General features: G+C 54.0%; 21 protein-coding genes. 15 read left to right on the forward strand and 6 right to left on the reverse strand.

What is annotated here, in order from left to right:
• From OEL57_RS05800 to OEL57_RS05810, 3 genes are all read left to right on the forward strand, one after another.
• The coding region (locus tag OEL57_RS05800; RefSeq protein ID WP_300738425.1) for an FGGY family carbohydrate kinase at positions 1–850 on the forward strand (850 nt) is incomplete at its 5' end.
• Complete coding sequence (locus tag OEL57_RS05805) at positions 847–2,403, forward strand: glycerol-3-phosphate dehydrogenase/oxidase (RefSeq protein WP_300738427.1); 1,557 nt, start codon at positions 847–849, stop codon at positions 2,401–2,403. The genes OEL57_RS05800 and OEL57_RS05805, both read left to right, overlap by 4 nt.
• A 30-nt stretch (positions 2,404–2,433) precedes the next feature.
• Positions 2,434–2,973, forward strand: a complete 540-nt coding sequence (locus OEL57_RS05810) for an NUDIX hydrolase (protein ID WP_300738429.1) — start codon at positions 2,434–2,436, stop codon at positions 2,971–2,973.
• A 242-nt stretch (positions 2,974–3,215) separates the two neighbouring features.
• Here the strand turns inward: OEL57_RS05810 and lexA are convergent, their stop codons facing one another.
• Entirely contained in the window at positions 3,216–3,842 is a 627-nt protein-coding gene (lexA, locus tag OEL57_RS05815; RefSeq protein ID WP_300738430.1) for a transcriptional repressor LexA, read from the reverse strand.
• 216 nt (positions 3,843–4,058) lie between these two features.
• Between lexA and OEL57_RS05820 the strand changes: the two genes are divergently transcribed.
• The 4 genes from OEL57_RS05820 (at position 4,059) to aroF (ending at position 8,645) form a co-directional block, all read left to right on the forward strand.
• Positions 4,059–4,916 carry an NAD(+)/NADH kinase gene (locus tag OEL57_RS05820; protein WP_300738432.1) on the forward strand — a complete coding sequence of 286 codons (858 nt, stop codon included), beginning with the start codon at positions 4,059–4,061 and terminating at the stop codon, positions 4,914–4,916.
• Positions 4,917–4,922: 6 nt separating this feature from the next.
• A complete protein-coding gene (recN, locus tag OEL57_RS05825; protein ID WP_300738434.1) occupies positions 4,923–6,581 on the forward strand; it encodes a DNA repair protein RecN in 1,659 nt (552 codons plus the stop codon).
• Between the two features lie 277 nt (positions 6,582–6,858).
• Positions 6,859–7,284: a DUF1566 domain-containing protein gene (locus OEL57_RS05830; RefSeq protein ID WP_300738435.1), complete on the forward strand. Its 426-nt coding sequence runs from the start codon at positions 6,859–6,861 to the stop codon at positions 7,282–7,284.
• Between the two features lie 341 nt (positions 7,285–7,625).
• Entirely contained in the window at positions 7,626–8,645 is a 1,020-nt protein-coding gene (aroF, locus tag OEL57_RS05835; RefSeq protein WP_300738436.1) for a 3-deoxy-7-phosphoheptulonate synthase, read from the forward strand.
• Between the two features lie 70 nt (positions 8,646–8,715).
• Here the strand turns inward: aroF and OEL57_RS05840 are convergent, their stop codons facing one another.
• A complete protein-coding gene (locus tag OEL57_RS05840; RefSeq protein WP_300738437.1) occupies positions 8,716–9,963 on the reverse strand; it encodes a GAF and HD-GYP domain-containing protein in 1,248 nt (415 codons plus the stop codon).
• A 141-nt stretch (positions 9,964–10,104) separates the two neighbouring features.
• On the opposite strand from OEL57_RS05840, the gene OEL57_RS05845 reads away from it, so the two are divergent.
• From OEL57_RS05845 to gcvPB, 6 genes are read left to right on the forward strand one after another with little or no spacing between them, the layout of a single operon-like run.
• Positions 10,105–10,566 carry a hypothetical protein gene (locus OEL57_RS05845; protein ID WP_300738438.1) on the forward strand — a complete coding sequence of 154 codons (462 nt, stop codon included), beginning with the start codon at positions 10,105–10,107 and terminating at the stop codon, positions 10,564–10,566.
• Positions 10,567–10,591: 25 nt separating this feature from the next.
• On the forward strand, positions 10,592–11,692 hold the full coding sequence (gene gcvT / locus OEL57_RS05850; protein WP_300738441.1) for a glycine cleavage system aminomethyltransferase GcvT: 1,101 nt from the start codon (positions 10,592–10,594) through the stop codon (positions 11,690–11,692).
• 26 nt (positions 11,693–11,718) lie between these two features.
• On the forward strand, positions 11,719–12,132 hold the full coding sequence (locus tag OEL57_RS05855; RefSeq protein ID WP_300738444.1) for a DUF3617 domain-containing protein: 414 nt from the start codon (positions 11,719–11,721) through the stop codon (positions 12,130–12,132).
• A 49-nt stretch (positions 12,133–12,181) separates the two neighbouring features.
• The gene (gcvH, locus tag OEL57_RS05860; RefSeq protein ID WP_300738447.1) at positions 12,182–12,556 is read left to right on the forward strand and encodes a glycine cleavage system protein GcvH; all 375 of its coding nucleotides are present in this window, start codon (positions 12,182–12,184) and stop codon (positions 12,554–12,556) included.
• 9 nt (positions 12,557–12,565) lie between these two features.
• On the forward strand, positions 12,566–13,912 hold the full coding sequence (gene gcvPA, locus OEL57_RS05865) for an aminomethyl-transferring glycine dehydrogenase subunit GcvPA (RefSeq protein WP_300738449.1): 1,347 nt from the start codon (positions 12,566–12,568) through the stop codon (positions 13,910–13,912).
• Entirely contained in the window at positions 13,903–15,348 is a 1,446-nt protein-coding gene (gene gcvPB, locus OEL57_RS05870; protein ID WP_300738452.1) for an aminomethyl-transferring glycine dehydrogenase subunit GcvPB, read from the forward strand. The genes gcvPA and gcvPB overlap by 10 nt, the downstream gene beginning before the upstream one ends.
• Before the next feature lie 242 nt (positions 15,349–15,590).
• On the opposite strand, the gene cmoB is transcribed toward gcvPB, so the two are convergent.
• The 3 genes from cmoB to OEL57_RS05885 all read right to left on the reverse strand — a co-directional run bounded on the left by cmoB (position 15,591) and on the right by OEL57_RS05885 (position 18,022).
• Complete coding sequence (gene cmoB / locus OEL57_RS05875) at positions 15,591–16,562, reverse strand: tRNA 5-methoxyuridine(34)/uridine 5-oxyacetic acid(34) synthase CmoB (protein ID WP_300738455.1); 972 nt, start codon at positions 16,560–16,562, stop codon at positions 15,591–15,593.
• Entirely contained in the window at positions 16,559–17,293 is a 735-nt protein-coding gene (cmoA, locus tag OEL57_RS05880; protein WP_300738461.1) for a carboxy-S-adenosyl-L-methionine synthase CmoA, read from the reverse strand. Before cmoA ends, cmoB begins: the two co-directional genes overlap by 4 nt.
• A 129-nt stretch (positions 17,294–17,422) precedes the next feature.
• The gene (locus OEL57_RS05885; protein ID WP_300738463.1) at positions 17,423–18,022 is read right to left on the reverse strand and encodes a transglutaminase-like domain-containing protein; all 600 of its coding nucleotides are present in this window, start codon (positions 18,020–18,022) and stop codon (positions 17,423–17,425) included.
• Between the two features lie 127 nt (positions 18,023–18,149).
• On the opposite strand from OEL57_RS05885, the gene OEL57_RS05890 reads away from it, so the two are divergent.
• Both OEL57_RS05890 and OEL57_RS05895 read left to right on the forward strand, forming a co-directional pair.
• Positions 18,150–18,440, forward strand: a complete 291-nt coding sequence (locus OEL57_RS05890; RefSeq protein ID WP_349255196.1) for a type II toxin-antitoxin system RelE/ParE family toxin — start codon at positions 18,150–18,152, stop codon at positions 18,438–18,440.
• 9 nt (positions 18,441–18,449) lie between these two features.
• The gene (locus tag OEL57_RS05895) at positions 18,450–18,746 is read left to right on the forward strand and encodes an addiction module antidote protein (protein WP_300738467.1); all 297 of its coding nucleotides are present in this window, start codon (positions 18,450–18,452) and stop codon (positions 18,744–18,746) included.
• 297 nt (positions 18,747–19,043) lie between these two features.
• On the opposite strand, the gene OEL57_RS05900 is transcribed toward OEL57_RS05895, so the two are convergent.
• Complete coding sequence (locus OEL57_RS05900) at positions 19,044–19,862, reverse strand: hypothetical protein (protein WP_300738470.1); 819 nt, start codon at positions 19,860–19,862, stop codon at positions 19,044–19,046.
• Positions 19,863–20,005 lie beyond the last annotated feature (143 nt).

Below are 20,005 nucleotides of genomic sequence, written 5' to 3' on the forward strand. Positions count from 1 at the left end.
GGTTGTTCCCTCCAGCCAGCTCTACGATGAGACCGCTGCCCGTTTTTTTGCTGCACGGGTGCCGATTTCAGGGATCGCCGGGGACCAGCAGGCAGCACTGTTCGGCCAGCTCTGCGACCGGCCTGGAATGGTCAAGAACACCTACGGCACCGGCTGTTTCATGCTGATGCAGACCGGTGAACGACCGGTCCTTTCTGAGCGGAATCTGCTTAGTACCGTGGCCTGCCGCCTGGGTGACCGGACCGAATATGCCCTTGAAGGCAGTGTCTTTGTGGCCGGCGCTGCGGTGCAGTGGCTGCGGGACGGTCTGGGGATCATCCGTAGTGCGGAGGAGGTTGAGGCGCTGGCTGCCTCGGTACCGGACAACGGCGGTGTTTATCTGGTCCCGGCCTTTGCCGGGCTGGGAGCGCCCCACTGGGACCCCTACGCTCGCGGTACCCTGCTGGGCATCACACGTGGTTCCACTGCCGGGCATATCGCCCGGGCCACCCTGGAGAGTATCGCCTTTCAGACCGCTGATCTGCTGGAGGCGATGGAGTCGGATGCTGCTACCCCTCTGGCTGAACTGCGGGTGGATGGCGGTGCCACGGCCAACAATCTGCTGATGCAGTTCCAGGCCGACCTGCTGGGGGTGCCGGTGGTGCGGCCCAGGGTGCGGGAAACCACTGCACTGGGAGCGGCCTATCTGGCTGGGCTGGCAATCGGCTACTGGCGGGACCGCAAGGAATTGGGGCAGCTCTGGCAGGCGGAGCAGACCTTTACCCCTGCAGCTGATCCGGCACGGATGGCGGAGTTGCGCCATAACTGGAGCAGGGCGATTGAGCGCTCAAAGGGGTGGGTACAGCCATGAAACGTGCAGAACTGCTGCAGCAACTTTCAGAGGATGCAATCTGGGACATGATCGTGATCGGCGGCGGTGCCACCGGCCTTGGCACGGCGGTGGAGGCGGCCAGCCGCGGTTACCGGACCCTGCTGCTGGAACAGGGGGATTTTGCACAGGGAACCTCCAGCCGGAGTACCAAGCTGATCCACGGAGGGGTGCGCTACCTGCAACAGGGCAATCTGTCGCTGGTGCTGGAAGCGCTGCGGGAACGGGGACTGCTGATCCGCAACGCACCCCATCTGGTGCATAACATGTCGTTTGTGGTGCCGCTCTACGACTGGTGGGAAGGGCCGTTCTACGGTATCGGCCTTAAAATGTACGACCTGCTGGCCGGTAAGCTGGGGCTCGGTCCTTCCTGCCTGTTGTCAAGGGAAGAGACCCTGCGCCATATCCCCACCGTGGAGCCAAATGGTTTGCGGGGTGGGGTGATCTACCATGACGGCCAGTTTGACGATTCCCGTCTGGCTATCAGCCTGGCTCTAACCCTGGCTGATCTGGGCGGTGTTGCACTCAACTACCTGCCGGTGACCGGTATCATCTGTACAGACGGGCTGGTGAGCGGGGTAGCGGCGCTGGACAGGGAAACCGGCCGGGAGTTCGTAATCAGGGGCAAGGTCGTCATCAACGCTGCCGGTCCGTTCATCGACAAGGTCCGGCGGATGGTTGACACCACGGTCAGGGAACTGATTACCCCCAGCCAGGGAGTGCATCTGGTGCTGGACGGCTCGTTTTTGAGCGGTGACAGCGCGATCATGGTGCCCCACACCGATGACGGTCGGGTGCTGTTTGCGGTCCCCTGGCATGGCCGGACCATTGTCGGTACCACCGATACCCCGATTCCGTCGGCCAGCCTGGAACCACGTCCGCTGGCGGAAGAGATTGATTTCCTGCTTACCCATGCAGGACGTTACCTGAATCGTCATCCTGAACGCTCTGACGTGCTGAGCATCTTTGCCGGTATCCGGCCACTGGTCCGTGCCGATGCAGGCAGTGACACCGCTTCGCTTTCCCGCGACCATACCCTGCTGGTGGAGAGCAGCGGCCTGGTTACCATTGCCGGTGGCAAGTGGACTACCTACCGCAAGATGGGGGAGGATACGGTTACTGCTGCTGCCCAGGTCGCCGGGCTGGAGGAGCGACCGTCGGTTACCGCCGAGCTGAGGATTCACGGCTGGCAGGAAGGGGGGGCTGCTGACCGTTCTCTGCAGGTCTACGGCAGTGATGCCGCAGTGCTGGAACAACTGCTGGCGGAGAACCCGGCCTGGCGAGAGCCGCTGCATCCGGCATTGCCCTACTGTGTAGGGGAGGTGGTCTGGGGGACACGCTACGAGCAGGCACGGACGGTGGAGGATGTCCTGGCCCGCCGCACCAGGGCGTTGCTGCTGGATGCCCGCGCCAGTATCAGCGTGGCGCCGCAGGTTGCGGCATTGATGGCGTGCGAACTGGGGCAGGACCAGGCCTGGCAGGAGGCGCAGGTAGCGGCATTTACTGAGCTTGCCTGCGGCTACCTGCCGGCATGAAGCAGGACGCTGAAAGTGAAGGATCGCCAGATGACGAGAGAGAGTAATGCATCGATCACACACTGTCCGCAGTGCGGCAGTGAAGCGCTGACCTGGCCGTCGCCCAAACATTTCACCTGTGCGGACTGCGGTTTTGTTCTGTACCTGAATATTGCCGCAGCGGTGGCGGTGATTATTGAGTGTCAAGGCAAGATACTGCTTGGGGTTAGACGCCATGAACCAAAGAAAGGCATGCTTGATTTGCCAGGAGGGTTCGTTGATCAGGGCGAGAGCGCTGAGCAGGCGGTTTGCCGTGAGTTGAAGGAAGAGCTTGCGATTGAACTGCACGATGAACTGCGCTACCTGTTTTCCTTCCCGAACAAGTACCTGTATCGCGGTATTGAATATGACACGCTGGATCTGATCTATCTGGTGCATCTGAATGAATTCCCGCAGTTTACAGCCGGTGATGATCTGGCAGAGGCACTGTGGGTAGACCGCAACACTCTTGATTATCAAAAAATAGGTTTTGATTCATTGCGTCAGGCCTTGCGGCGTTACCGTGAAGGGTCACCGGCACCTGGAAAATAGCCCTTCGTAATGTGATGGTTTTCTGCGCTCCAGACATGTATTTGCTTGATAAGACGGTGGCTGTCCTGTGAGTGCTGAGCTTAATTTCAGCATGATACAACTGCTAGAAATTGCAGTGACTATCCTCTGAGCTACAGGCTCTAATTCCTGCCATAAACCAAAAATAACGATTATCGCTCCCACTAAAACAATCGGTTCCATTTTTTACTCCTTCTTTGTTTATTGTTAAATTATTTAAGTGCTTACAGGCTGCGGTAGACGCCGATGACTTTGCCGACAATACTTAGTTCGCCATCTTTCGGGCGGATGATTATTGGTTCCATGGCAGGGTTTGCCGGTTGCAGGCGTATGTGATCCTGCTCCCGGTAGAACCATTTGAGCGTAACCTCGCCATCGATCATGGCGACTACGGTGTCTTTATTACCGGCAGTCTGCTGGGGCCGTATCATTGCCAGATCACCATCCAGGATGCCCGCGTTGATCATTGAATCGCCTCTTACCCGCAAAAAGAAGCAGCCATCCCCTTTTACCGCCATCGGGTCCACTGAAAAGTGCCCCTGAATGTCTTCAATGGCAGGGGTAAGGTGTCCTGCACGCACAACCCCTACGACCGGCAGAGACACAGAATGGTTAGCCGGTCGTACCAGTGAGATCCCCCGGTTAACACTCTCCCGCTTGATGTAGCCCTTCCGTTCCAGTGCCCCCAGATGTTTCATGACCGGTAGTGTGCCGGAGACCTTCAGGTGGCGAGCTATTTCACGCTGGCTGGGCGGAAAGCCGTTGTCATCCGTGTATGAAGTGATGAACTGCAGCACCTGTTTCTGGCGCGGGGTCAGTTCGTTTTGATGTTTATCTGCATAGGTAGTCATATGACTACCATATATGATTTTAAGCAAGTGTCAACAGAAAAAACGTCATGAAGCGTTTGGCAAGCTGCCGAAATTGTTGCGGTCAAATTGGTTTTGCAGGGGAGGAGGCAGGATGCTTGGTCTGTTGTTTCTAAACATAAGATAAGCCGCTGATGTTCAGGGCTTTTTCTGTTTATGGCGGTGGACAATCCCCGGATGCTATGGTACAGGTGTGGCATGAAACAGGTCGCTATTTTTGCAAAAGTGCATGATCCCCGCTGTCAGGGGGTAGCCAGTGAACTGGTTACCTGGCTTGAAGAGCGCAAATGTCAGCCGTTGGTGGATACCCATCTGGCACGCCATGTCGGCTATGCCAGGGGTTTGACAGAGCAGCAGATCCGCGACCGGGCCGAGCTGGTGGTGGTGCTTGGCGGCGATGGCACCCTGATCTCGGTTGCCCGTCTGTTCAGCAGCCGTCAGGTGCCAATTGTGGGAGTCAACCTGGGTAGCCTTGGCTTTCTGACTGAGATTACGGTCGAGCAGCTGTATCCGGTGCTTGAGCAATGTCTGGCCGACAGTCACCGGATTACTGAACGGATGATGCTTGATGTGGGCGTTACCAGGGGTGATCAGGAGATATCCCGCTGTCAGGTGCTGAATGATGCCGTGATCAACAAGGGGGCACTGGCCCGGATTATCGAGCTTGAGGCCAGGGTTAATGACGACTTTTTAACCACCTTCAAGGCTGATGGCCTGATCATATCAACCCCCACCGGTTCCACCGGCTATTCCCTTTCTGCAGGTGGTCCGATTGTACAGCCGCTGATGAAATGTGTGCTGATTACCCCGATCTGCCCCCATACCCTTACCAACCGACCAATTGTCCTTTCCTACCAGTCGGTAATCAGGATTACGGTCAAATCATCCTTTGATGAGATGGTCTACCTGACCCTGGATGGTCAGGTGGGGGTGGAACTGCAAGAGGGTGATTGTATTGAGATTAGCCGCGCGGAAACAACCACCGCCCTGGTGACCTCGCCTGAGAAAGATTATTTTGCCATCCTGCGTGCCAAATTGAAGTGGGGGGAGCGTTAGCCCTTCATGCTTGCCGAACTTTCCATCCGTAATGTTGCCATTATTGATCAGCTGCAGCTTTCCTTTAAAGCAGGCCTGAACATTCTTAGCGGTGAGACCGGCGCTGGCAAGTCGATCATTATTGATGCCCTGAGCCTGGTCTGCGGCGGTCGTGCAGCAACTGATCTGATCCGTTCCGGTGAAGACGAGGCAACCGTCGAGGCGTTGTTTGATCTTGGCTCTCTGCCATTGCTGCAGGCTCAGTTGCAGGAGTCAGGCATTGAGGTGGCTGATGAGCTGTTGGTGAAACGTTGTCTTTCCCGTAACGGCAAAAACCGGGTCTATATCAATGGTTCGCTGGCAACCTTGGCGCAGTTGACCGGGATTGGGCGGCAATTGGTTACTATCCATGGCCAGCATGAATCCCAGGGGCTGCTGCGGCCTGAGTATCATCTGGTGCTGTTGGATGCCTTTGCCGGGACCTCTGAGCTGAGACAACGGGTGGCTGTCGCATTTGAGCAGTGGAAACAGATTGCAGAGCGTCTGGCCCATTTTGATGAGCAGGAACGAGATAGTGCCAGAAGGATTGATCTGCTGGCCTATCAGGTGGAAGAGATTACCGCAGCTGAACTGAAGGCTGGTGAAGAGGAAGAGCTTGAGGAACAACAGCGGCTGCTGGCCAATGCAGAACGGCTGGCCAGCACCACCGGCTCTGCCTATGAGGCGTTGTACGGTGGTGATCAGGCCTTGCTGGGAGAGCTGAAGCGGGTAACCGCTGCCATGGCTGAGGCCGCAAAGATTGATACAGCACTTGTCCCTTTGCATAGCATGCTGGATGAAGGCTACTTGCAGCTGGAAGATGCGGCTCTGCAGTTGCGGGATTATGCTGCCCGGATTGAGGCCGACCCGGAGCATTTGAAACTGGTTGATGATCGACTGGATCTGCTGACTCGACTGAAACGTAAATACGCGCCAACCGTGGCTGAGGTGATTACGTTGGGGGCCACCCTTGCCACAGAGCTGGAAGAGCTACAGGGACGGAGCAGGTCTCGTGATGAACTGCAGCAGGAACTTGCTGATCAACATACTACCCTTGAAAAACTGGGGACAGAACTGAGTGGGAGACGTCGTGCTGCTGCTGGAAAGCTGGAACAGCAGCTTGCCGCAGAGACTCGCCAGCTTGCCATGCCCCATGCCGTGGTGCAGGTTGCGTTTGAGTCGCTTGACGAGCCGCGCAGCAGCGGTTTTGAAAAGGTTGAGTTTCTGTTTTCACCCAACCCGGGTGAACCTCCCCGTCCTCTGGGCAAAGTGGCATCCGGTGGTGAACTTTCCCGTCTGATGCTGGCCTTTAAGCAGGTGTTGCCTGAAGGTGAAGCCCCAACCATGGTGTTTGATGAGGTGGATACCGGTGTAGGCGGGGCGGTTGCCGGCGTGGTGGGTCGCAAGCTGCGGAACCTGGCAACCGGTCAACAGGTCTTCTGCGTGACCCATCTACCCCAGGTGGCTGCCTGGGCCATGCAGCATATCTGTGTGGAAAAATTGATAGAAAACAACAGAACCACCACCACCGTGCATGAACTGGATCAGGACGGTCAGATAGAAGAGATCGCCCGCATGCTGGCCGGAGAGCAGATTACCGAGGCTGCCAGGGATCATGCCCGTGAGCTGATTACGCAGGCTGTTTAGGCGTCTGTTGGCATGACTGCGCCGTATTCGCTCATCCTCCTCCATTCATCCCTGTCCCCCCCTCTTTGCGGTTCATGCTGAAGTCTGACTGATTTCCCCCGGCCTTGTCGCCACTTGTGTTGGCGGTTACGGTTGGCGGTTGGCAATGTATCCTGTTGTATCATTCCGATATTATTTGTGATTTTATTTGGAACATAATTTGCTTTATGACTATTCAAGTAGCGACAAGGCGCGCTTCATCTGCTTTGATTACACAAACCCAGAAAAGGAGCTGAACATGAAACGATTGATACTGAGCATGATGGTCTGTTGTTGTCTGTTGGCGACATCCGTCGCAGCCTGGTGCGGTGACAACGGCACGGTAACCGTTAATGGTCTGGTCTGGCTGAAGGATGCCGGATGTCTGGGAGAAATGCGCTGGGACGCCGCCATGGCACGAGCCAAAACCCTAGCAGACGGCCAGTGCGGTCTGAGCGACAAATCAAAACCCGGCGACTGGCGTCTTCCCACCGTAGATGAACTGAAGGCCATATATGCATCAAAAAGCCAATTCAAAAACGTCAAGGCTTACGGCTACTGGTCCTCCAGTACCGTCGCAGGTCACTCAACCTTCGCCTGGTTAGTGAGCATGGGCAACGGCCACATGTACAACTACTTTAAGGGCACCAACGTCTACGTCTGGCCCGTTCGTTCTGGACAGTAGGTTATTTGATTGTGGCGTTCAAACAGGCAGCACCAGCGCCGTAACCATACTGTTACGGGAACAGACTTGACAGCCGATTGGTATCTGTGCTTTTATCCCAACCATGAATTCCTTCTATCGCTTTGCATCTTTTTTCGGGTTTTTCTGGTACGGCTTTTATTTTACGCCGTCTGCCCGGGCAAGGGTGTACGCGGTTTAGGAGCAAAAAACCGATTACACAGCCAAAAGCCGGGGCAGACGGAAAAGTCTCCCCGGCTTTTTTCGTTTAACGTGGTTTACAACGATATAAGGCCGGGGGGACTCCTCCAGGCCTTTTTGCTTTTGGGAAAAAGGAGCGAGAAATGATCATCGTTATGAAGGCAGGCGCAGGCAAGAAAGACAGGGATGAAGTGGTAAAACGAATCAAGGAACTGGGCTACAAACCCCATATTATTCACGGAACCACTAGAGACGTGATCGGCGCCATCGGGGATGAGCGGGCAAAGCTGGTACTGCAATCCCTGGAGAATATGCACGGCGTCGAGAGTGTGGTGCCGATCCTGCAACCGTACAAGCTGGCATCCAGCGAGGTGAAACAGGAGCCAAGTCAGGTAAAGGTGGGTGACAGCGTTATTATTGGCGGCTCTCAGGTTGTGGTTATGGCCGGTCCCTGCTCGGTTGAAAGCGAAGAGCAGATCATTGAAAGCGCCAGGCTGGTGAAAGCGGCAGGGGCAACCATGCTGCGTGGCGGCGCCTTCAAACCCCGTACTTCTCCCTATTCATTCCAGGGGCTTGAAGAAGAGGGGCTGAAGCTGCTGGCCAAGGCCCGTGAGCTGACCGGCCTGCCGTTTGTGACTGAAGTCATCAACCCCGAAACCGTTGATCTGGTGGCAGATTATGCCGATATGCTGCAGATCGGCGCCCGTAACTCCCAGAACTTTGCCCTGCTTAAGAAGGTGGGCCAGTGCGGCAAGCCGATCCTGCTCAAGCGTGGCATGGCCATGAATATCCAGGAATTTCTGATGAGTGCCGAGTACATCATGAGTGAAGGAAATCAGGGTGTGGTATTGTGTGAGCGGGGGATCAGAACCTTTGAGACTGCCACCAGAAATACCCTGGATCTTTCCGCCATTCCGGTACTTAAACTGAAGACACACCTGCCGGTGGTGATTGACCCCTCCCACGGCACCGGCAACTACCATTATGTCGCCCCTATGTGCTATGCCGCAGTGGCAGCCGGGGCAGACGGGCTGATCGTGGAGGTACACCCCGATCCTGAGCGGGCCTCTAGCGATGGTCCGCAATCGTTAAAGCCAAAGAAGTTTGCGGCCATGATGGAAAAACTGAGGCTGTTTGCTGAGGCAGACGGAAGAACACTGTAGGGTCGGTATTTGCGTGCCCGTCCGCGTGGGGCGGGCACGCAAAAAAGTGGTGCATTAAAGAGGTGAATAATTACCCATGTGCATCGGGATCATCCGGGAACTGGGCTCCAAGCTGCCTGATGGCTTCAATGTTGTCCAGAAAGACTTCCATTAGTTCCGGGTCAAAGAAGGTTCCGGCGTCTTTATGCAAGGTTTCAAGTACCTCGTCCTGGTCCCAAGCCTCTTTATAACAGCGACGGTTTGACAAGGCGTCATAAACATCGGCAATAGCGACTATCCGCCCAAAGAGGGGGATCTCTTCCCCTCTTTTGCCACGGGCTGTGCCGTCTTCTTTTTCATAGCCCGGCAGTGGTTTCAGGGTGGCCAGGCTGATATGGCCGGGGTAGCCGTTGCCGTCCCAACGCTCATGATGATTCAGGGCAACAGCAGCAGCAGATTCGTCAAACTCTGAGTACAGGTCTGGAAACAGTCGGGCGCCATAGACCGTGTGCAGTTTCATGACATCATACTCTTCCGGGGTGAACTTGCCCGGCTTTTTCAGGATGTTGTCCGAGATAGCCACCTTGCCCACATCATGCAGCATGGCTGCCATCCGCAGGATATCGCGGGTCCGGTCTATTTCGTCCTGATCCAATCCCCTTTTTGCTGCCCAGCCTTCATAGAGTGCAACTGAGTAGGCCGCCACCCGATTGACGTGGGGTCCGGTCTCCTTGGGGTCGCGCAGCTCAGCCATCCGGTTCATCCGCAGGATGATTTCGCGGGTCATCTTGGCCCGTTCAATGGCGTTGGCAGCGGTAACGGCAAAGTAACTGATGCCGCTTTCGTCGTGTAGGTCAAAGGCGGTAATCGTGTTGTTTGATTCCTTGGCGTTGATCAGTTGCAGTACCCCGACGGTCTCACCCCGCATGCTGGTCAGTGGCAGTACCAGTTGCGAGATGGTGCGGTAGCCGGTCAGATCATCAAAGGAGTTGTTAAACGAGTATGGCAGATTAGGGTCAAGCTGGTAGACATCAGGGATGTTAAGCTGATTGCCGGTGGCTGCCACGTAGCCGGCGATGGAGGTGTTGTCCACTTTGATGATGATGTTGCTGTAAACCGATTTTCGGTGCGGAGCAAGTTGAGTGTTGATGGTATCGTTTTGTGAATAACGGGCTGCAAGCCAGTTACCGTCTTTGATGTAGATGGTACCGGCGTCGCAGTTGGTAAAACGTCGCGCTTCAGACAAAATCTTTTCCAGCAGGAAGTCGATATCCTTGATCTGGGAAATATCCAGTCCAAAATCAAGAAGTTGCTGTAATGTCTCATTTTGGTTTTTCATAGCGTCCTCCGCAGATCTGACTGTTGCCTAGCATTGTAACTGAACACGGGTGATTGGCAAGGTTCAATTCAGGATAAATTTTGATTGCTGCAGCGGTCAGGATGCACTACCATAGATCACTTTTTGGGGAGGTCTTCGCATATGTCCCGCCTTTTTTTTCTGTTTTTTCTAGTTATTACACTCGCTTTTACTTCTATCTGTACTGCTGAACAACGCAATGACCCCCGCGAACAGGCCTTGTCTGATACCCTTGATCTCTGGCGAGAGGGGCGTTTTGAGCAGCTGTACGACAGCCTTTCCCACAGAAGTGGCATGACCAGAGAACGATTTGTCCAGAACATGAAGGATGTAGAGATCAAGCCTGTTTGTTGTTTCAATAAACTGAATGCTTTTCGTCTGATCAGTGAAAAACGGACAACCGCCAAAGTCTTTGCCAGGCTGGGGATGGAAGGTGGTCCTGGCACTGATGCCAGCCAGAGCCGTGAGTTTACTCTGGACCATGAAGAAGGACGCTGGAAGATGCGAATGACCGACGTTAAGAATCTGGCTGGCGCTAAAAAGAAAAAATCCCACGTTTCCCGAGTAAAGAAACTGTCCCACTAAAATCCAAAGAATCGAGAATCTACCCATGTCTGATGCAACCACAGCGTTATTTGCTACCCCTTTAAATATTCAACACCGCGCCCTGGGCGCCTTGATGGCTCCCTTTGGCGGCTGGGATATGCCGATCCAGTATGAAGGGATTATTGCCGAGCATCGCTGGTGTCGCGAGCAGGCAGCCCTGTTTGATATCTGCCACATGGGAGAGTTTCAGTTCAAAGGTGATATCGTCGCAGCTGGACTTGAGGACCTGTTTACCTTTTCCATTACCGCCATTCCGGTTGGCCGCTCTAAATACGGGTTTCTGCTGAATGAACAGGGCGGGATCATTGATGACCTGATCGTGTTCCGTATGGCAGAAGATGAAGTCATGATTGTGGTTAATGCCGCAACCGCACCTAATGATTGCAAGGTGATTCAATCACGCCTGAAAGGGGGGCAGTTTACTGATATCACCGCTGCCACTGCCAAGCTTGATCTGCAGGGGCCAAAATCCCGCGAAGTACTGGTAGACCTGCTGGGTGGCTGGGTTGCAGAAATCCCCTATTTTAAATTTGTGCAGCAGACCGTACTGGGTGTGCCTGCCATTGTCAGCCGCACCGGCTACACTGGCGAGCTGGGCTATGAGATCTTCCTGCCTGCCGACAAGGTGGGCGAGCTGTGGGAGAAACTGCTGGCTGATGAGCGGGTCAAGCCTGCCGGTCTGGGCGCACGGGACGTGCTGCGGCTGGAGGTGGGGTACTCACTCTACGGCAGTGATATTGATGAGGCAACGACCCCGCTTGAGGCTGATCTGGCTGCCTTTGTCAAACTGGACAAGCAGTTTGTGGGCAAAGAGGCGCTGCTGAAACAACAGGAACAGCCTTTGAAGCGGGTTAAGGTGGCCTTTAAGGTAACTTCCCGTCGTACTCCTCGCCACGGATTTGGCATCTTTGATGGTGAAAAACAGATCGGCGAGGTAACCAGCGGCGTGTTTTCACCCATGCTGGGCTGCGGTATCGGTCTTGGCTATGTAGAGCCCGGCTATGCCCCGCTTGGCACCAGCCTGACCATCAAGCAGGATCGGGCAGCCATGGAGGCTGAAGTCTGCACGGTGCCGTTCTTCACTGAAGGATCTGTACGGGGGTAACTTCGTTTAAGCGAAAGGAGTCAAGTATGAAGCGTACCATTATTGCCGCACTGGGAGCCATGGTGCTGTTGCCGACAGGTGCATTTGCTGCTGACAGTATCCGCGAAGGGTATTGGGAGGTTACCTCGCAGACAGAGATGCCTGGCATGCCGATGAAGATTCCTGCCAATACCATCAAACATTGCTACACCAAAGAAGATGTCAAGGACCAGAAGAAGGTGATTGCCCGGGATAAGAACTGTACCATGACCGACTACAAGGTGGCTGGTAACAAGGTGACCTGGGCCATGAAATGTACCGGCCAAAGTGCTGGCACCTTTAACGGCGAAACCATCTTCAGTACAGATAGCTATAATTCGATTATGAAGATGAAGACCCAGGGCCACAATATGACGGTTAAGGTTAAGGGTAAGCGGATCGGTGAGTGCCCTAAAAAGTAACTGAATCAATTGCAGTTGAAATTAATCTATTCCATTGGAGGTTGCACAGATGTCTGAGATTTATTTTACCAAAGAGCATGAATGGGTCAAAGTGAGTGGTACCAGCGCAGTCTGCGGCATCAGTGATCATGCTGCCCATGAACTGGGTGATATCACTTTTGTGGAGCTGCCCGCAGTCGGCAAGCAGGTCAAGCAGTTTGAGGTGCTGGCTGCCATTGAGTCAGTCAAAGCTGCCAGTGATATCTATGCCCCGGTCTCCGGCAAGGTGGTTAAGGTAAACAGCGAGCTGGAAGATGCACCTGAAAAGGTGAACGAGTCTGCAGAAGAGGCGGCTTGGATGGTGGAGCTTGAGCTGGCTGATGCCGGTGAGCTGGCTGCGCTGATGACCAAGGTGCAGTATGACGAATACCTGAAGAGCCTGTAGGGAGATTTTATGAACACCAGTCACTATTGCCCCCATACTCCTGAAGAGATTCAGGAGATGCTGGCTGCTATCGGCGTATCCAGTGTCGAGGAGCTATTTGCCCCGATTCCGGCTGAGCTGCGTTGCAGCACCTTTAACCTGCCTGCCGGTATGTCTGAGTTTGAAACCTTTGCCAAGTTGCAGGCGGTTGCTGCTGATAACAGTCAGAACCTGTCGCTGTTCATCGGCGGCGGATTTTATGACCACATCATCCCGGCAGCGGTGGACCATCTCTCTGGCCGGGCTGAGTTCTACACCGCCTACACCCCCTATCAGCCGGAATGTTCCCAGGGGACGCTGCAGGCGCTGTTTGAATACCAGACCGCCATCTGTCGCCTGACCGGGCTGGATGTCAGCAACGCTTCACTGTATGACGGCGCCACCGGTCTGGCAGAGGCCGCCCTGATGGCCATGCGTGCCACCAACCGCACCAAGGTGATCGTGGATGGTTGTGTTTCTCCCATTGCGCGGCAGGTGCTGGCAACCTACCTCTCCAATCAGGATGCAGAGTTGGTGGAATTGCCACCGCTGGATGGCCTGTTAAACCGGGCGGAACTGGCAAAGCAGCTTGATGCCAATACCGCTGCAGTGCTGGTACAGTACCCCAACGTCTTTGGTTGTGTGGAGGATTTTTCCGGGCTGGCTGATCAGGCCCACGCTGCTGGGGCGCTGCTGGTAACAGCGGTCTATCCGGTTGCCCTGGGGATCTTGAAGACACCGGGTGAGCTGGGGGCTGATATTGCGGTGGGGGATGGCCAGTCTCTGGGTAACCCACTCTCCTTTGGTGGCCCTTCCTTTGGTTTTATTGCGGCCAAGAAGGCCCATATCCGTAACATGCCGGGCCGGATTGTGGGTGAAACCGTTGACAAAAACGGCAAGCGCGGTTTTGTGCTGACCCTGCAGGCCCGTGAACAGCATATCAAGCGCCACAAAGCCACCTCAAACATCTGCAGCAACCAGTCGCTCTGTGCACTGCGCGGCCTGATCTTCCTCGGAGCCATCGGCAAACAGGGGCTGGCTGATCTGGCCCGCTTGAACTACGATAAAGCAGAATATGCCAAGTCCTGCCTGTCAACACTGCCCGGTGTCACTGTGCTGCAAACGGCACCGACCTTTAACGAGTTCACGGTCAGCCTGCCAAAACCGGCGGATCAGGTGGTTGAGGCGCTACTGAAGAAGGGGATTGCTGCCGGTCTGCCACTGGGACGGTTCTATGCCGGATCAGAAAATATGCTGGTGGTGACCGTGACTGAAAAGCGTAGCAAGAAAGAGATTGATCTGCTGGTGAAGGAGCTGGAGGTGGTGCTATGCAACTGATCTATGAAAAATCAGTCAATGGTCGTCGTGGTGTGATGCTACCGGCCTCTGATGTTCCTGCGGCGGTGGCATTGCCGCAAAACCTGCTGCGCTCTGAATCAGCAGGACTGCCGGAGCTGTCTGAGCTTGATCTGGTGCGTCACTTCACCAACCTTTCCCGTCGCAACTTCTCTGTGGACACCAACTTCTATCCCCTGGGTTCCTGTACCATGAAGTACAACGCCAAGGTGCTGGAAAACGCTGCCAACCTGTTTGCGCCGCTGCATCCGATGACTGCGCTGCTGCCGGGTGGCGAGGAGCTTTGTCAGGGCAGCCTGGGGATGCTGTATGATCTGGGCCAGATGTTGGTCGATATTACCGGCATGGATGAAGTCACCACCCAACCGCTGGCAGGTGCCCATGGTGAGATGACCGGCATGCTGCTGGTGGCCGCCTATCACAAGGCCAAAGGTAACAAGAAAAAGTACGTGGTGGTGCCGGATTCATCCCATGGTACTAACCCGGCCTCGGCAGCCATGGTGGGCTATGAGATCATCACCATCCCAACCGCCCCTTACGGTGATATGGACCTGGAGCTGTTCAAGCAGGCCATGAACGGTGAAGTGGCAGCGGTGATGATGACCTGTCCCAACACCCTGGGGTTGTTTAACCCCTACATCAAGGAGATCGCTGATATTGCCCATAGCCACGACGCCCTGATGTACTACGACGGTGCCAACCTGAACGCCATTATGGGCAAGGTGCGCCCCGGTGATGTGGGCTTTGATGTGGTGCACGTCAACCTGCACAAGACCTTTGGTACCCCCCACGGTGGCGGCGGTCCCGGTTCCGGTCCGGTTGGGGTCAAGAAGAGCCTGATTCCGTTCCTGCCGATGCCCCGCATTATCCATGATGAGGTCAGCGGCAAGCTGGAGATTCAGACCGACAATCCTTTGAGTATTGGCCGTACCGCCAACTTCTTTGGTAACTTCGGGGTCATGGTCAAGGCTTACACCTACATGATCATGCTGGGCCGTGAAGGGCTGATACAGGTCTCTGAGCAAGCCGTGCTGAATGCCAACTACATCAAGGAAAAGCTGAAGGGGTATTTTGATCTGCCTTACAGCCAGACCTGTATGCATGAGGTGGTCTTCTCCGCCTCCAAGCAGTTGGCCCAGGGTGTCCATGCCATTGATATTGCCAAGTTCCTGATCGACAAGGGGTATCATCCACCCACGGTCTACTTCCCGATGATCGTGAAAGAGGCTATCATGATTGAGCCGACTGAGACGGAAAGCAAGGCTACCATGGATGCCTTTATTGAGGTGATGATTGAGGCCGCTCAACAGGCTGAGTCAGATCCTGATTCCTTTGCAGCCATGCCGGTTACCATGCCGGTTACCCGGCTGGATGAAACCAGGGCGGCCCGTAGCCAGACGGTCTGCTGTCTGGGGTAGTACGGTTTTTGTGATGATATCAATAAACCTGGTAAAATCAGCTCACCGCAGAGTACACGGAGGAACGCAGAGGAAAGTCAAAAAGATACACAGAAAACTGGGGTTGTCCTTTGGGGTTGTTAGGCTGATTCTGAAAACTCCTGCTTTTCCTCTGTGAACCTCTGAGCCCTCTGTGGTAAATGCCGTTTTTGTATAAAAAGGCCGATCGGAATTGTTTCCGGTCGGCCTTTTCTAAGTAACAGCTACGGTCTGGTTGCAATAAAGATCGCCCGCAGCGGTGCCGGATGCCCTTCAATCGTCTTTGTCCCATCAGCCGGATCAAGATAATCTGTCAACGATTCAAAGCGCATCCAGTCTGTAGCATGTTGTTCATCGTGGCTGGTATGGCAGACATTGACACAGGCTATCTCCCTGAATCCGCAACGTTGCAACCACAATAGCATCGCCGGAATCGATGGCAGGAACCAGACATTCCGCATCTTGGCATATCGCTCTTGTGGCATGAAGATCGTATGCTGATCCCCTTCAACAATCAGCGTCTCCAGAATTAACTGACCTCCCGGGCGCAGGCAGCCCTTCAACTCGAAAAGATGATCAAGGGGTGAGCGACGATGGTACAGCACCCCCATGGAAAAGACACTGTCAAAGCAGGTCATGTTGGCAGGCAGATCTTCAACGCCGATTGGAATGACCTGGTGCTGTGGATCCCGCAGGTACCGCTGCATGACCTGAAACTGCATCACTGAAACTAGAAACGGTTCAATGCCAAGTACAAAATCGGCACCGGCACCACGCATCCGCCAGCCGTGATACCCATTGCCGCAGCCCACATCCAAGACCTTGCGTCCGGCCAGGGGCTGGATGTGGGGCAGTAGACGATCCCACTTCCAGTCAGAGCGCCATTCCGTATCAATCTCAACCCCGAAAATAGAGTAGGGACCTTTTCGCCAGGGGTGAAACGCTTGGAGCGTTGCGATCAGCTCCTCGCGGCTGATCTGGCCAAGATCATTGCTGGAACCGATGCTGACGCTGTCCTGCAGATCAATGTGGGATGGCCGCAACTCCGGCAACGCTTCCAGCGCATTGAGCCATTCCGGCATATCGCCGTAACGTTCAAGGAGCCGTTCTTTGGATAGGTCGATCAGAAGCTGTTCCGCCCAACGCTCCTGTCCCATGGCGGCAAGCTGAGGATAGAGTGCATCGTAGTAGTTCATTTAATGGCGACCAGAGAAACAAAATTGAAGCACTGAAACCAGAGTTCAGAACAGGAAAATCCGGCCGCTTTAAGCCGTTTGTGATGAACAGCTACGGTCTCGGGAATCATCACGTTCTCCAGCGCAGACCGCTTCTGGCTGATCTCCAGATCACTGTAGCCGTTGGCACGTTTAAAATCATGATGCAGCTCAACATGTAGTTGTTGTCGTTGCGGCTCGCTGAATGCAATCTTTTCCGAGAGGATCAGAATGCCGCCCGGCTTGAGCCCGGCATAGATCCGCTGCATCAGCGCCAGCCGCTCTGGTGGGGGGATGAACTGCAGGGTGAAGTTAAGCACCACAACCGAGGCGTTCTCAATCGTTACCTCCTGAATGTCGTTGCAGATCATCGTCACAGGAATGGATGAGGCAGTATCAAGGGCCAACAGCTCCCGTGCGCGTTCAATCATCGCCGGAGAGCTGTCCACCGCAATAATGTCGCAGTCCGGCTTGGTGATCCGCTGGCGCATGGCCAGACTGGCCGCCCCGAGAGAACAGCCGAGATCATAGCAATGGCTGCCTGCCTGGGCGTATCTGGCGGCAAGGATGCCGATATTGGTAATAATCATACCGTAGCCCGGCACTGAGCGTTGTATCATGTCGGGAAATACGGCAACAACCCGTTCATCAAATGTGAAGTCGATTATTTCCTGGAGGGCGCCCGCATAGAGGGCATCGGTCTTTTTTGTCACAGTCGTATCGTCCTGATTGGGCTGATTGGTTGGTGTTTTTGCCAGTTGTGCCGATGGTTTGGGCATCGTGGGATCGGCGTTTGTTTGAAAAACAACGGAAAAAGTGAGTCACTACCTCGTTCCAAACTCTTACAGTGATTGCGGTAAATCCAGCCACAATTCACGCATACTTTTGTACCTTTTCAGCCTGTTAACAACACTGGTCACCGGTGCTGCAAAAATCGCTTCGTAGATAAATTCATCGGCCAAAGGGTCCATGGTAAAGGCAAGTTGCTCTTTTTTAGTGCTGAATTGAGCGTTGATTCCGTTTATGTTTCCCCGTGCATCAACCCTAATCCATCTAGTGATGCTTGCGAGGTAGATAGCATTAAAGCCGTGTAAAACCATATCATTAACCATAGGTGGATCCAACCGTAACACCTGGTAGCAGAAACCAGCCGGGATATTGACCGCACGCAGCAAGGCGGCCAGAAGATGACTTTTGGCAAAACAGATCCCGGTACCGTGATGGAGTACTTCACTGGCCGTGCAGGTCACAATGTCGAGGCCGGCATCATCGGTATGTGGAATGCTGTCTCTCACCCATTCGTACAAGCAGCGGGCTTTCGAGACTTCATCTGACAATGACCGTGTAAGTTCCAGAGCCTTCTGTTGGATATCCGGATTATGCCAGTCAACAATTGTGTCGGAAACCAAATATTCTTTTAAGTCATCCGATTCAGGATACATACTGTCCTCGTTTGATACTTGTATTTATGAGGTCAACGGTGATGAGGCTGACCCGCCCTCGGCGGGTCTTGCCGATGGTTGGGCATCGGCTATTGACAATATGCATCCGTGAGGCTACAGTATGGCCATGATAGAAATTCGCAAAACAGAACATTTTGCCAACTGGCTCGACAACCTGCGTGATATCCAAGCTAAGGCTCGTGTCCTTGTCAGGATTGAGCGTCTTGCATCGGGAAACGCGGGGGACGTTAAGCCTGTTGGTGAAGGCGTTTCGGAGATGCGAATTAACTACGGCCCCGGATATCGTGTTTATTTCATTCAGCGGGGCAGCGAATTGATTATCCTGCTGGCTGGTGGTGACAAGAGCAGCCAGCCACGGGATATCAAGTCAGCAATCCGGCTTGCACAGAATCTTTAGGAGTTAAAAATGCCAAAAACAGCTACAAGTCGCTATGATGTTGCGGAACACCTCCGTACTCCGGAAGAAATGGCAGCCTATCTTGAAGCTTCCCTTGAAGAGGCCAATGGCGATGCTGCTTTTATTGCCAAGGCGCTTGGTGATATTGCCCGTGCCAAGGGCATGTCACAGGTGGCTCGTGACGCCGGTCTTTCTCGTGAAAGTCTCTACAAGGCGCTTTCAGGGGAGCGAGTCCCGGGTTTTGATACAATTATCAAAATTGTTTCAGCGCTTGGACTCAAACTTCATGCAGAGGCCGCCCATTAGTTTTCTCTTTTTTATCGCCTTCAGCGTCTTCTGATTCAAGAGGGGGCTCCTCGTTTAGAAGTTCGCTCAATTTTTGTGGATCCATCCGCTTGATTAGCTTTTCGATTTTCTGTTATATTGCCGGTCGTTTGACTCTACGCCCCGTTGCGCTTTTCTGCCATACTCCTTCACGAACTGACCGATGTTACTTTTCAGCCTCTTTTTCTTCTTTTTTCCTGGCATATTTTCTCACCCAACGGGCCAGCAGTTGACCCGGCGGGCGGGCCTTTTCCGCCCGAACGGTGTCAAACTGCTGGGTTATGTAGTCGGGCCTGCTGTCTCGGTGCTCCCTGTCGGATATGGTGGAGCCGGGAAAGCAATGCGCCCTACACCCGTTAAAATTGCATGACGGCACTTCTGTGCGTACTCATCATCCGGTTGGGTAATGAGGTACTGTATTGGCAAGAAAAGGTCAGGAGTGAATACTAAAGCTGTAGATGATGTAGCAGCAGTGGTATGGCATTTTTCTGTGAATGGATCGCTTCGTTCCTCAAGTGGCTGAAGGCGATATGCATTTCCGAAGAGAACGGGTTTTGCCGGAGCATTTACTTCATCTCGCTGTAAATCTTCGTGTATATTCATGGCAAGTTGCCGTAGTTTCTCTATGCTTATATTTTTGTTGTCCTTGCCCTCCGCTTCTCCAATTAGCCTTCCCTCGGCTGATTCAAAAACAACATCGAACTCAGATGATGAGTCTTTGAAGGGCTCAGCTTTAAAATTAAGAAGGCGCAACGCTTGTATTATTGCATTCTCAAGCGGTTTACCCTTTTCGAATAGTAGAGCCCGAAAATTTCCTGCTGATTTGAGTTCATCAAGTACGGCCTCTTTTCGTTTTTGAGCTATCTCAACTTCCTGTTCCGCCGCTAGAAGTTGTTGTCGTAGAGAGACTTCTGGCCCTAATGCGAACTTTTCTTGCGAAGCCCAAACAGGTTCAGGTGTTATTTCGCCTGAACTCCTTAGCGACTTGTCTAGTGCTACGACTGCTGCTATGAACCGGCCAGCAAACTTGGCCGCCGCCGGAATCCAAGTTTGTTTGTTTGCCTTTTCTTTTGTGAATGATTCTGGGTAAAAATCCATGTCTGGCAGAAGGAGTAGGGTTCCAGCAGAAGCCTTACTTCGATAAATCGCTCCAACTGGCTTGTCACCGGTACGCGTTACGAGGCAAGCAGGAACCTTCGGATCTGTCTCTTATACACATCTCCGAGTCCACGAGACTCCTG

Origin of the sequence: Trichlorobacter sp. (genome assembly GCF_030247655.1) — a bacterium.
Lineage (GTDB): Bacteria > Desulfobacterota > Desulfuromonadia > Geobacterales > Pseudopelobacteraceae > Trichlorobacter.